Origin of the sequence: Ostreiculturibacter nitratireducens (genome assembly GCF_032670585.1) — a bacterium.
Taxonomy (GTDB): Bacteria; Pseudomonadota; Alphaproteobacteria; order Rhodobacterales; family Rhodobacteraceae; genus Ostreiculturibacter; species Ostreiculturibacter nitratireducens.
In genome coordinates this window covers 461,349-473,985 of sequence record NZ_JAVQHL010000001.1, presented here as the reverse complement: position 1 = coordinate 473,985, position 12,637 = coordinate 461,349, and the positions used below count along the sequence as shown (strand labels likewise).

Sequence of the window (12,637 nt, the reverse complement as noted above, 5' to 3'; positions counted from 1 at the left end):
CTCGTCGTGCCTCAGGCCATCGCCGTTACCAGGACGACGAGCCCCAGGCATTCCCCGATCTGCTCGCTGGCACCCAGAACGTCACCTGTCTGCCCACCGATCCGAAGTCCGGCGAACCCGGCGAACAGCGCGGCCCCGATCGCCTGGACAGCGAGCACGACGAGGGCCCAAGGCGTGACGAGGGCCGTGCCGCAGGCGATCGCGATGGCCGCAGCCACCGGTCCGACTTCCACGCCACTCGCCACCTTGCCGAGACCGTCGGCGCGCGCGGCCGGAAGCACGGCGAGCAGCGCGGCAGGAACGGCGCGGCTCGTCACGGCTACAACGATCAGGGCGAGGAACGCGGTCGCGGCGTCGTACACCGCAAGAAGCGAGATGGCTTGCCAGCGCAGGCCGACCGAAAGGATCAGCGCCAGGGTTCCGTAGCTGCCGATCCGGCTGTCGCGCATGATCTCGAGGCGGCGCTCTCGCGTCTGTCCGCCCCAGAAACCGTCAGCAACGTCTGCGAGCCCGTCCTCGTGTAGCGCCCCCGTCGTGACGATCTGTGCCGCGAGGGCGAGCAGCGCGGCGACCGGCGCGGGGAGGCCGAGGGCCAGGGTCGCGCAGAGCACGATCCCGGCGATTCCCCCGACAAGAAGCCCGACGAGGGGAAATGCCCTGACGGCGTTCGCGGTCCGTGGGACCGGCTCGGGTATCGGAACCGGGAATTCCGAACATCTGACGGCGCAGGCGATCCGGGCGATGAACGCGGCCGATCTGATCCTCATTCCGCTGAAAGGCGCCGACAAGTCGGACCTTGCGGGGCTGCGGCGGGAAATCTGCCGCGATCACGTCCGGTCATCGGTGAAGATCGTCGAATTCGAGCTGCCTCGACGCGATGCCGAGAATCCGAGCTACCGCGAGGGTGTCGACGACTGGCACGACGCCATCGCCGAGGCGTGGGAAACGCATGTCCGCGCGCATCTCGATCCCGAAGCGGGGGGCTGCGTCGCGCTTCTGGTCTGGGGCGATCCGTCGCTCTACGATTCGACCCTGCGGATCGCGGAAAGGGTCGGGAAACGTCTTCCCCTCAGGACTCGGGTCATCCCCGGCATAACGGCCATCCAGGGCCTCTGCGCGGCCCACGCTATCCCGTTGAACGAAATCGGTGCCCCGGTACAGATCACGACCGGGCGGCAACTGCGCGACAATGGCTGGCCGGACGGGGTCGATACGATCGTCGTGATGCTGGATGGCGACTGCTCCTTCCAGACGCTTTCCGGCGAAGGATTTTCGATCTGGTGGGGCGCCTATGTCGGCATGCCGCAGGAAATCCTGCTTTCCGGGCCGCTGGAAGAGATGACCCCAACTATCGTCGAGCGTCGGGCTGCTGCCCGGAAGGACCATGGCTGGATCATGGATATCTACCTCATCCGCCGCGGGGCGGCCTGACTGGCCACCGGCCAATCCTCGTAGCCGTCAGGATCCGGCCCTTTCACTGCAGGAAAGGTAATCGCGGATCCTTTCGGCATTCGTCGCCGCCAGGGTCCCGTCCGCGTTGGTCCGGTTGTTCTCGAACCCGATGCGCACCTTGGCACCCCGTTTCTCTGCCGCATGCAGGCAGGCGTTTTCCCCCGCCCCGAAGGCGCAGACCGCCCAGTCGATGGGCGGGCCGATGGCCTCCAGCGCGGCGGCGGGAGCATCGAGGTTGGCGGGGGAAGAACTCAGCCCCTCTGCGTAGCGGCCAAGCACGATCAGCGCCTTCAGGTCCTCACGGGGAACGGTACCCGACGCCAAGAGCCGAGCGAGATGCGCGATGTCGTCGGTGTCGTAGAGGATGTGTTGCACGCCAACGCCGGCCTCCGCGCAGAAGTGGAAGAAGCGGCGAACCGTCGCGTCATCCTCCCCTGCGGTGATCTCCCGGAGCGCGATCGAAACGGCGTAGGGGCGGAGCGTCTCGACGAGGCTCCGCTGTTCGGCGGGCGTATAGCGCCCGACGGCCTCAGTCGTGATCTGCACGTAGAGATTCGGGGCCTTCTGGCCGAGTTCCACCAGGAGTTCCGCGTACTGCCCCGCGTCCAGAACGTGACGCTGGTCGGCGTCGCGCACGTGGGCGTGCAGCCCGTCCGCCCCCGCGGCCATGCAGTCAATCGCACAGGCGACGATCTCGGGGATCGTGACGGGGATGCCGGGATGGTCGCTCTGCGTGAGCCGCGCGCCGTTTGGCGCGACCATCAGCCGGGGCAGGGGCCTCATGCCGCGAGGGCTTTGTCGATCGCGCCCGAAAGCTTCTCCACCAGTTCGTCGATCTGCGCATCCTCGATGATGAAGGGCGGTGCGAGAAGGACGTGGTCGCCGGTCTGCCCGTCGATCGTGCCGCCCATCGGGTAGCAGATGAGCCCCGCCGCGAAGGCTTCGGACTTGATCCGGGCATTGATCTTGCGCGCGGGGTCGAAGGGCGCCTTGGTTTCCCTGTCGGCCACCAGTTCCACGCCACGGAACAGGCCGCGCCCCCGGATGTCACCGACATGCGGGTGCTGGGCGAAAGCCGCGCGGAGCGCCGCGTCGAGTTTTTCGCCCTGCTGGCGGACGCGGCTGAGAAGGTCGCGTTCGAGTATCTCGCCGATGACGGCGTTCGCCCCGGCCGCAGCCATCGCGTGGCCCATGTAGGTGTGCCCGTGCTGGAAGAAGCCCGTTCCCTTGGCGATCGCGTCGTAGATGCGACCCGAGGTCAGGAGCGCGCCGATCGGCTGGTAACCTGCGCCAAGACCCTTGGCGATGGTGATCATGTCGGGCGCGACGCCGTCCTCGAGGCAGGCGAACAGATAGCCGGTCCGGCCCATGCCGCACATCACCTCGTCGAGGATCAGCAGAATGCCGTGGCGGTCGCAGATCTCGCGGATGCGCTTCAGGTAGCCGGGCACCGCAGGCACGGCGCCTGCCGTCGCCCCGACCACCGGCTCGGCGATGAACGCCATGACCGATTCCGGGCCAAGGCGCTGGATTTCGGTCTCTAGCTCGTCCGCGACGCGGCGGCCGTAGTCTTCCGGGCTCTCACCCTCGGCGCGGCCCCGGTACTCGTAGCAGGGGGAGATGTGCGTGGTCTCCACGAGAAGCGGAGCGAACTGCGCGCGCCGCCATTCGTTTCCGCCCGCCGCCAGCGCGCCGAGCGTGTTGCCGTGATAGCTCTGGCGCCGGGCGATCACCCGGTGCCGCGCCGGCTGGCCGATTTCCAGGAAATACTGCCGCGCAAGTTTCAGCGACGCCTCGACCGCTTCCGACCCGCCGGAAACAAGATAGACCCGGTCGATCCCCTCAGGGGCTTGCGCGACGAGCGTGTCGGCGAGCGTTTCGGCCGCCTCGGTGGTGAAGAATCCGGTGTGGGCGAAAGCGAGGCGGTCGAGCTGGTCGTGCAGCGCCGCGCGCACCCTTGCGTTGGAATGGCCGAGACAGGAGACCGCCGCGCCGCCCGACCCGTCGAGATAACGCTTGCCGGAAGCGTCGATCAGATAGCAGCCGTCACCCGAGACGGCAGTGGGCAGCGCGCCCTTGGTCGAGCGTCCGAAGATGTGGTTAGGCATTCATTCAGGTCCTGACAACGTAGACAGATTGTTTTGCGTGGCGCACGACACGCGCCGCGTTGGGGCCGAGGAGGTAGTCCCTCAGCTCGGGCCGATGGGAGCCGATGACGATGACATCGACTTCGAGCTTGTCGGCGGCGCGGACGACCTGGTCATAGATCGTGCCGTGGGCGACGTGCGGGTGTGCCTCGACCCCGTCGGGCACATGCGTGGTGACCCAGGCCTTGAGAGCTTCGCTGAACTTGGCGAGCATCCTCTTTTCGTAACCCTCGGGAAAGAAGCCCGAAACCTGCGGCAGCCCGAATTCCGGAACAACGCTCACGACATGCAGGACGCCGCCATCACGGACGAGGTCGAGCGCGGCCTCGAGCGGCCCCTTGCTCGTCTCCTCGTTGTTGATGTCGACCGCCAAGAGAACTTTCTTTGCCATTGTCGTCACTCCTCAGAAGGCCGGTTTGGTCTGACGGCGGCGCTGCAGCACGACGACGAGACCGAGCAGCAGAAGCGCCGGGATATAGAATACCTGCTTCGGCATGCGATGCGCCGGCGTGAGCAGGCTCACCACCTCGACGCGCTCATCGAGGTAGAAGTCGAAGCCCGAGAGCTTCTCCTGGTAGGGCGTGCCGAACATGGGTTCATCCATGAACAGCTTGTCGCCTTCGGGCAGGAGGAAGAGGCCCGCGGCGTCCGCGCGGCCGGTTTCGGGCTCTTCCTCGCTCACGGTGTGGACAAGCGTGGTCTCTGTCGTCTGGCCGGTTGTGAATGAGGGCCCCCTCACTACGAAACGCACACGCTCGCCCGGAAGGGCCTCGTCGAAGGCGGCGGCCAGTTCGGTCGCCGGGCGCTCAACGAAGGGATCCTGGATCCGGTTCAGCCAGAACCCGGGCACGAAGAGCGTGAAGGCGACGAGGAGAAGCGCCGCGCTTTCCCACTTGCGCGACGGGGCGAGGAAATAGCCCTGTGTCGCGGCGGCGAAGAGAAGCATGGCGATCGTCGCGACGAAGAACACGAAGACCGCATGAAGGATGCCGGGCCACGTACCGAGGTCGACGCCGTAAAGGATCAGCGTCGGGTTGTAGATGAACAGGAACGGCAGGGCGACCGTGCGCATCGAGTAGAAGAACGCGGTGAAGCCCGTGCGGATCGGATCACCTCCGGAAACCGCCGCCGCAGCGAAGCTCGCGAGCCCGACGGGCGGCGTCACGTCGGCCATGATCCCGAAGTAGAAGACGAAGAGGTGCGCCGCGATTAGCGGCACGATCAGCCCCTCCTGCGCACCGAGCGTCACGACGACTGAGGCCATGAGCGAGGACACGACGATGTAGTTCGCCGTTGTCGGCAGGCCCATCCCGAGGATCAGCGAGAACACCCCGATCAGCAGCAGCATGATCATCAGGTTGCCGCCCGACAGGACTTCCACCAGTCCGGCGAGTTCCGTGCCGATGGGTGTCTTCGTCACCGTGGCGACGATGATGCCCGCCGCCGCCGTGGCGACGCCGATGCCAATCATGTTCCGCGCCCCGGCGATCATGCCGTCGACAAGGTCGCGACCGCCCGCGCGCGTGGCCGCGCCGAAATCCTCGCCACGGAAGAGCGCCTTGAGCGGGCGTTGGGTCAGGATGATGAGCAGCATCACCGCCACGGCGTAGAAGGCCGACTTCGCGGGCGACTGCATTTCGACCATCAGGAACCAGACGAGGACGAGGATCGGCAGAAGGTAGTGAAGGCCGGTCGGGAAGACTTCGGCCACGGTCGGCAGATGGAACTTCTTGGCGTTCGGATCGTCGAGCGCCAGGTCTGGGTGCCGCGCGGAGGTGCGGACCATGGCCACGTAGACGACGAGGATCGCGGCCAGCACCAGCGGGTCCGCGATGGCGGGCGCCGCTGCGCGGAGCCCCTTGATGCCGTAGACGAGCGCGGTGAAGGCAATCGCCGTGACGACGAAACCGACGAAGATCTTGACGAACATCCGGGCGAGGTTGGCGGCCGGACCAAGCGCCGGCATGTCGCGCTTCAGCGCTTCCAGGTGCACGATGTAGACAAGCGCGATGTAGGAGATCACCGCCGGGATGAAGGCGTGCTTGATGACCTCGACGTAAGAGATGCCGACGAATTCCACCATGAGGAACGCGGCCGCGCCCATGACCGGAGGCATGATCTGTCCGTTGACCGAGGAGGCGACCTCGACCGCGCCGGCCTTCTCGGAGGAGAAGCCCACGCGCTTCATGAGCGGGATCGTGAAGGTGCCGGTCGTCACGACGTTGGCGATGGAGGAGCCGGAGATGAGCCCCGTCATAGCTGAACCCACGACGGCGGCCTTCGCCGGACCGCCGCGGAGCGCGCCGAGCCCCGCGAAGGCGAGCTGTATGAAGTAGTTGCCGGCCCCCGCCTTGTCGAGGATCGCGCCGAAGAGCACGAACAGGAACACGAACGCCGTTGAGACGCCAAGCGGGATGCCGAAGACGCCCGTCGTGTCGAGCCACTGGGCGTTGACGATCGCGACGAACGAAAGGCCCGAATGCTCGATGATGTCTGGGATGAGCCAGCCCTGGCCCATGTAGGCGTATAGTAGAAAGAGCGACCCGACGACGGTAAGCGCCGGCCCGAGCGCCCTGCGCGAGGCTTCCAGAAGGAGCACGATCCCGATCGAGCCGATGATGATCTGCGTTTGCGTAGGCACGCCCGAACGGGCCGTCAGCGCGAGTTCGCGCGAGAAGAGGAACACGTAGAAGGCACAGGCCGAGCCGACGATGGCCAGAGCCCAGTCGAAAACCGGAATCCGGTCCCTTGGGGAGGACTTGAACGCGGGGTAGGCGAGGAAGGCCAGGAGGATCGCGAAGCCAAGGTGAACGGGCCGCGTCTGCGACGAGTTCATCACCGGGATCCACTGGCCGAACCAGAGTTGCGGCTGCGCGATCCAGAGCTGGAAGACGGACCAGAGGAACGCCACCGACGATATGAAGACCGCGATGTTGCGGTTCGAGGGCATCCGCCCGCCGCTGTCCGTGCTTGCGACGAGGTCCTGGAGTTCGGCCTCCGTGTATTCTCGGCCGGTCTTGGCTTCCGTGTCTTCCGTCATGAGCGCCTCACTGCAACCCTGATTGCGAAAAAGGGCCGCCGCTTGGATCGCGGCGGCCCTGCGCTGTCACGTTCCGACGGCACGCATGGCCGCAGGATGCCGGCTCATTCGATCAGGCCGGCTTCACGGAAGTACTTTTCAGCACCCGGATGCAGCGGCGCGGAAAGACCGTCGTTCGCCATTTCCTTGGGGTCGAGGTTGGCAAAGGCCGGGTGCAGACCGCGGAACTGGTCGAGATCCGAGAACACCGCTTTCACCAGCGCGTAGACCACGTCATCCGGCACGCTGGCCGAGGTCACAAGCGTGGCGCCGACGCCGAAGGTTTGAACGTCAGAGTCCGTGCCGCGATACATGCCGCCCGGGATCGTGGCGAGGCGGTAGTAGGGATGCTCGGCCACGAGCTGGTCGACGGTGGGGCCGGAGACGTTGACGAGCACCGAGTCGCACGCCGTGGTGGCTTCCTGGATCGAGCCCGAGGGGTGGCCGACAGTGTAGACCATCGCGTCGATGTTGTTGTCGCAGAGCGCCTGGCTTTGTTCGGCAGCCTGAAGCTCGGAGACGAGCGAGAAGTCGTCCATCGTCCAGCCGAGCGCGCCCATCAGCACTTCCATCGTGTCGCGCTGACCCGAACCCGGATTGCCGACGTTGACGCGCTTGCCCTTCAGGTCCTCGAAGTTGGTGATCCCGGCATCCGCGCGGGCGACAACGGTGAAGGGCTCCGGGTGGATCGAGAAGACGGAGCGAAGGTCGGGGTTCGGTCCCTGTTCTGCCAGCGAGCCCTCGCCGTGCACGGCCTTGAACTGCACGTCCGACTGCGCGACGCCAAACTCGAGTTCGCCCGAGCGGACCGCGTTGACGTTGTAGACCGAGCCGCCCGTCGATTCGACGGCGCAGCGGATGCCATGTTCGGAGCGGGTCTTGGCCATCATGCGGCAGATCGCGCCGCCGGTCGGGTAGTACACACCCGTCACGCCGCCCGTCCCGATCGAGACGAATTGCTGCTGCGCCATCGCCGGGGCGGAGGTCATAGCCAGGGCGATCGCCGCCCCAATTGCCTTCATGTTCATTGCGTATCCTCTCCTGATATCTCCCGGGGATCGTTGTCCGGGGGAGTAATGCATTCGTATTATTGGTGATCCGGAAAAAAAGCAAATGCGTTGTGCGCTGTAGTATAACTCGTGATAGGGTTCGGACTCGGATTGGATGACGGGAGCCATCATGCCGGAATTGCAGGACAATCTCCGCGACCGTCTTGGAAGGATCGCCGCCGAGGGCACGCCGACGGTTTCCGCTTTCGCGGCCTGGGTTCTCGACAATTTCACCGACGTCGCCTTTCTCTCGATTCGTCGGCTGGCGGAACGGGCGGGGGTCAACGCGAACACCGTCATGCGGCTTTCGCGGGAACTCGGTTACGACGGATTCGATGCATTCCGCGCCGAAGTGCAGAGCGTCCTGCAGCAGCGCGCGGCCAGCTACGGCGAACGTGCGCAGGCGCTTTTCAACAGGTCGGGACCGGAGATCTTCGGGGAGGTCATCACGGCGAGCCGGGCAAACGCCGAGGCGGTGTTTTCGGCCGAGGGGCTCGAGCAGCTGGAATCCTGCATCGCGCCGCTGCTCTCTGCCCGGCGCGTCTACGCGGTGGGGGTGCGCAGCTGCTACTCGATCGCGCACTATTTCTCCTACGTCGGCAACATGGCCTTCCCGAATTTCGTGGAGGTCGCCTCGTTGCCCGGGTCCATTCTGGACCAGGTGTCGCGCTCCGGGCCGGAGGACATCGTGGTGGCCATCACCTATGAACATTATTCGACCGAAGTCGTCCGCGCCTGCCAGGTTGCGCGCGACTGCGGCGCGCGTATCCTCGCCATGACGGACAGCCATTCCTCGCCCATCGCGGCCGGGGCATGGAAAGTTCTGCGGCTGCCGATGGCTGGGCCGCAGCTCATGCCTTCGCTGGCCTCGGCATTCACCGTGGTGGAGATGTTGCTTGCCGGCATGGCCGCGCGGTCCGAGACTGCCGCCGAGAATATCGCGGCATTCGAGAGACGCATATCCAGCTTCGGCGGCTATCTTCGGAGCTGAGGTTTGCCCAACGAGGGCCGCGTCCGCAGCATGGCGGGTGAAACAGCGAGGAGACGGGGATGAAGCGACTTCTGATCACCGGCGCGGCGGGTGGGCTCGGTTCTGTCTTGCGAATGCGCCTTGCCCACATGGCCGAGGTGCTGCGCCTTTCGGACATCTCCGACCTGGGAGCCGCCGCCCCGAACGAAGAGCTCGTTCCTTGTGATCTGGCCGACAAGTCTGCTGTCGAGGCGCTTGTGGAAGGATGCGACGGCATCGTCCATTTCGGCGGCCGTTCCGTAGAGGACACCTGGGAGGTGATCCGAAGCGCCAATATCGACGGCGTCTTCAACCTCTACGAAGCGGCGCGCAAACACGGCTGCAAGCGCATCGTCTTCGCCAGTTCAAACCACGCGATCGGGTTCTACAGGCAGACCGAAAGGCTCGATGCCGATTCCCCGACGCGGCCGGATGGCCTTTATGGCGTCTCCAAGGTTTTCGGCGAGGCGATCGCCAGCCTCTACTTCGACAAGTTCGGCATCGAAACCGCTTGCGTGCGGATCGGATCGAGTTTTCCGGAACCGAAGAACTACCGCATGCTTTCGACCTGGCTCAGCTACGATGACTTCGTGCGCCTGATCGAGCGTGTGTTCGAGGTGCCGAACCTCGGTTGCCCGATCATCTACGGCGCCTCGGCGAACGAGGCGACCTGGTGGGACAATTCCAAGGTCAGTTATCTCGGCTGGGTGCCAAGGGACAACTCGGAGGTCTTCCGCGAAAAACTGGGCGCGAAACTGGCTCCGCCATCCAGCGACGCGCCTGACGCGATCTACCAGGGTGGCATGTTCGCCGCTGACGGCATTCACGAGGACTAGCGCAAGGGCCGCATGGCCCCGTAGCCTGCCACCGCTCCGTTCAGGTCGCCCCCTGGGCCGCCTGTTCAAGAGACGCCCTGATCCCGGCTTCGGTCAGAAGGCCATGTGCAACGGCGTTTTCCGCTAAGGGGATTCCCTTGGCCGCCGCGTCCTTAACCAGCGCGGTCACCCGCTCATAGCCCAGATCCCGGAGGAAGACGGACGACATCGCGTGGGACCGGACCAGATTGTCGTAGGAACGGTCCTCGTCGATGGCGAGGCCCTCTATGCACTTCTCTCGGAAGATCTGGCAGCCGTTCGTCAGAAGCTCGAGCGCGTTGAAGAGCGCGTGCGCGATCACAGGCTCGAAGTGGTTGATCTCCATCTGGCCATGAAGCGCCGCGACCGAAACCGTCGCGTCGTAGCCGTGCATGATGAAGGCGTTCTGCTGCACCATCATGCAAATGACGGGATTCACCTTGCCCGCCATGATCGACGATCCCGGCTGCACGGAGGGCAGGATGATTTCCCCCAGTCCCGAATTCCCGCCGCTGCCGAGGATGACGAGGTCGGCGGCGATCTTCCCGAGCGTCTCGGAGAGGATCTTCAGTTCGGCCGAGAACCGCGCGAAGGCGTCGGCGGACTGCATCGCGTCGAAATAGTCGGCGGGAAGCGAGACGTCGAAGCCGAATTCCTCCGACAGGGCAGGGCCGATGTGGTCCCGGTAGCCCGGCACCGCGCCGAGCCCCGTGCCGATGGCCGTGCCGCCCATCGGTACGGTGCGAAGGCCGTCGCGGGCCTTCTGGACATTGGCGATGGCGCGCTCGATCCCCGAGGCGTAACCATCGAAGAGCTGGCCGTAGGTCATCGGCTGCGCCGCCTGCATGCAGGTGCGGCCAAGCCGCAGGGCGTTCCGATAGGTTTCCGCCTTGTCGCGGAAGGCCCGCGCAAGATCGGAGGCCGAAGCGATCAGCGGCTCGGCAGCGACCACGCAGGTCAGCTTGATCGCCGTCGGGAGCACGTCGTTCGTCGACTGGCTCATGTTGACGTGATCGTTGGGGTGCACCTTCCTGAACGCGCCCAGTTCGTCGCCCAGAATTTGCCCTGCGCGGTTGGCGATCACCTCGTTGAAGTTCATGTTCGTGGACGTGCCGCCGGAGCCTTCCGCCATGGCCACGATGAAGTTCGCGTGATGCTGTCCCGAAGCGATTTCGTCGCAGGCCTGGGCGATCGCACGGGCGACCTCTTCCGTCATGCCGCCCGCCCGGTTGTTCGCGATCGCTGCGGCCTTCTTCACGCGCGCGGTCGTGACGACGAAGTCGGGATAGGCGCTGAGCGGCCGCCCGATCAGGCGGAAGTTCTCCGCCCCGCGCACGGTGCCGGAACTGTAGAGAGCCTCGTCAGGGATGCTGACCTCGCCCAGGCTGTCCTTGTCCTTGCGCATCCGGGCCTCACAGAACCTGGCTGAGGAATTCCTTGGTCCGCGGATCCGAGGCGTTCTGGAAGAATACATCCGGCGGCCCGTGTTCGACGATCACGCCCTTGTCTGTGAAATAGATATGGTCGGCGATCTCGCGGGCGAAGCCCATTTCGTGGGTAACGAGGATACAGGTCATGCCTTCGGCCGCGAGTTCCTTGATCGTGACCAGCACCTCCTTCACCGTTTCCGGGTCGAGCGCGGCCGTGACCTCGTCGAAGAGCATCACGTCCGGGTTCATGGCAAGCGATCGCGCGATGGCGACGCGTTGCTGTTGCCCGCCCGAAAGTTCGCCGGGGTAGGCGTTTTCCTTGCCTTCCAGTCGAACCTTCTTCATCAGCGCGCGGGCCTTCTTCTCGACCTCGGCCTTGTCCTGCTTCAGGACCTTAACCGGCGCCATCATCACGTTCTGAAGCGCGGTCTTGTGCGGGAAGAGGTTGTACTGCTGGAACACCATCCCAACCTTCTTGCGAAGCTCGAGCTTGTCGAGGTTCGGGTCATGGACCTCCTGCCCTTCGACCGTGATCGAACCCTGCTGGATGTCGTTCAGCGCGTTGATGCAGCGGATCAGCGTCGACTTGCCCGACCCCGAGGGGCCGATGATGCAGACGACCTCGCCCTTCATGACGTCCATGCTGACGCCCTTCAGCACCTCCACGTGGCCGAAGGATTTGTGGACGTTCTTGATCGAGACGATGGGTTGATCGGGTGTCCAGGACATTGGCCCGTTCTCCTTCAAAGTTTGACCGCGAACCGCCGTTCAAGACGGCTGGTAAGGGCGCTGATCGGATAGCAGTAGATGAAGAACCAGCAGAGGATGTAGAGATACATCGGGATCAGCAGGTCGACCCGACCCTCTGCGCTGAGTGCCGCGCGCGTCATGCTCATCACCTCGTTGACACCGACGATCGACACCAGCGGCGTGGCCATCGTCAGAACTGCATAGAGGTTCATCCACGGAGGAAGCACCCGCTTCACAGTCTGCGGCAGGATGATTTCGCGCATCGTCTGCCCACGGGAGAAGCCGAGCGAGGTCGCGGATTCCCACTGGCCGGTCGGGATCGAGAGAATGGCGCCGCGCATGAACTCGGACATGTATGCCATGACCGGCAGCGACAGGCCGATGACCGCCTTGATCCACCCCGGGAAGGGCACGGTCACGCCGAAGACCGAAATCTTGAACGGGATCAGGAGGATGCAATAGAAAAGGAGGACGAGCCAAGGGGAGTTGCGGAAGAACTGGGTCACAAGCCAGGCCGACCGGCGGATCGCGGGAAGCGGCGAGACCTGCAAGACCCCGAGCCCGACGCCCAGGACCGTGCCGATCGCCATCGCGAAGATCGAAATCAGGACGTTGAAGCCGAAGGCCTTGGCCAGGGACGGCGTCCACTCCAGCAGGATCGCAACGATCGAGCGCGTCTGGGCGGTGTCAGCCTGTGCGTAGGACGGCCCGACCGCCACGGCGAGGAACGCGAGGAGCAGGGCGCTGCCGGTCCAAACGTTGAACAGGCGATCCTGCAGCGGCAGGTCCGACAGCATGACCCGACGCACGGGCAGAAGCACGGGGAGATGCCCCTTGACGTGCGCCTGACTCGAAAGGTTCTTCATG

Annotated in this window: 12 protein-coding genes; 3 read left to right on the top strand and 9 right to left on the bottom strand. The window is 65.0% G+C overall.

Going from position 1 to position 12,637, the window contains the following annotated elements:
• Positions 1-11: 11 nt before the first annotated feature.
• Positions 12-767 carry an adenosylcobinamide-GDP ribazoletransferase gene (locus tag ABCN56_RS02210; RefSeq protein WP_343079133.1) on the bottom strand — a complete coding sequence of 252 codons (756 nt, stop codon included), beginning with the start codon at positions 765-767 and terminating at the stop codon, positions 12-14.
• Here ABCN56_RS02210 and cobF point away from each other — a divergent pair.
• Positions 742-1,431 carry a precorrin-6A synthase (deacetylating) gene (gene cobF / locus ABCN56_RS02205; protein WP_343079132.1) on the top strand — a complete coding sequence of 230 codons (690 nt, stop codon included), beginning with the start codon at positions 742-744 and terminating at the stop codon, positions 1,429-1,431. The genes ABCN56_RS02210 and cobF overlap by 26 nt on opposite strands.
• Before the next feature lie 27 nt (positions 1,432-1,458).
• Here the strand turns inward: cobF and ABCN56_RS02200 are convergent, their stop codons facing one another.
• The 5 genes from ABCN56_RS02200 to ABCN56_RS02180 form a co-directional block, all read right to left on the bottom strand.
• A complete protein-coding gene (locus tag ABCN56_RS02200) occupies positions 1,459-2,235 on the bottom strand; it encodes a beta-keto acid cleavage family enzyme (RefSeq protein WP_343079131.1) in 777 nt (258 codons plus the stop codon).
• Complete coding sequence (locus tag ABCN56_RS02195; RefSeq protein ID WP_343079130.1) at positions 2,232-3,560, bottom strand: aspartate aminotransferase family protein; 1,329 nt, start codon at positions 3,558-3,560, stop codon at positions 2,232-2,234. The genes ABCN56_RS02200 and ABCN56_RS02195 overlap by 4 nt, the downstream gene beginning before the upstream one ends.
• A 4-nt stretch (positions 3,561-3,564) precedes the next feature.
• On the bottom strand, positions 3,565-3,990 hold the full coding sequence (locus ABCN56_RS02190) for a universal stress protein (protein WP_343079129.1): 426 nt from the start codon (positions 3,988-3,990) through the stop codon (positions 3,565-3,567).
• A 12-nt stretch (positions 3,991-4,002) separates the two neighbouring features.
• A complete protein-coding gene (locus ABCN56_RS02185; RefSeq protein ID WP_343079128.1) occupies positions 4,003-6,639 on the bottom strand; it encodes a TRAP transporter permease in 2,637 nt (878 codons plus the stop codon).
• A 104-nt stretch (positions 6,640-6,743) separates the two neighbouring features.
• The gene (locus tag ABCN56_RS02180; protein ID WP_425466062.1) at positions 6,744-7,706 is read right to left on the bottom strand and encodes a TAXI family TRAP transporter solute-binding subunit; all 963 of its coding nucleotides are present in this window, start codon (positions 7,704-7,706) and stop codon (positions 6,744-6,746) included.
• A 136-nt stretch (positions 7,707-7,842) separates the two neighbouring features.
• On the opposite strand from ABCN56_RS02180, the gene ABCN56_RS02175 reads away from it, so the two are divergent.
• Both ABCN56_RS02175 and ABCN56_RS02170 read left to right on the top strand, forming a co-directional pair.
• Positions 7,843-8,718 (top strand): MurR/RpiR family transcriptional regulator, encoded by an 876-nt coding sequence (locus tag ABCN56_RS02175; protein WP_343079127.1) that lies wholly within the window; start codon positions 7,843-7,845, stop codon positions 8,716-8,718.
• A gap of 59 nt (positions 8,719-8,777) precedes the next feature.
• Complete coding sequence (locus ABCN56_RS02170; protein WP_343079126.1) at positions 8,778-9,572, top strand: NAD-dependent epimerase/dehydratase family protein; 795 nt, start codon at positions 8,778-8,780, stop codon at positions 9,570-9,572.
• A 40-nt stretch (positions 9,573-9,612) separates the two neighbouring features.
• On the opposite strand, the gene ABCN56_RS02165 is transcribed toward ABCN56_RS02170, so the two are convergent.
• Genes ABCN56_RS02165 through ABCN56_RS02155 form a run of 3 tightly spaced genes read right to left on the bottom strand, consistent with a single transcriptional unit; the run spans position 9,613 to position 12,636 of the window.
• Positions 9,613-10,995 (bottom strand): lyase family protein, encoded by a 1,383-nt coding sequence (locus ABCN56_RS02165; protein ID WP_343079125.1) that lies wholly within the window; start codon positions 10,993-10,995, stop codon positions 9,613-9,615.
• A gap of 7 nt (positions 10,996-11,002) precedes the next feature.
• The gene (locus ABCN56_RS02160; protein WP_343079124.1) at positions 11,003-11,749 is read right to left on the bottom strand and encodes an amino acid ABC transporter ATP-binding protein; all 747 of its coding nucleotides are present in this window, start codon (positions 11,747-11,749) and stop codon (positions 11,003-11,005) included.
• A gap of 14 nt (positions 11,750-11,763) precedes the next feature.
• The gene (locus tag ABCN56_RS02155) at positions 11,764-12,636 is read right to left on the bottom strand and encodes an amino acid ABC transporter permease (protein ID WP_343079123.1); all 873 of its coding nucleotides are present in this window, start codon (positions 12,634-12,636) and stop codon (positions 11,764-11,766) included.
• Position 12,637: the final 1 nt, after the last annotated feature.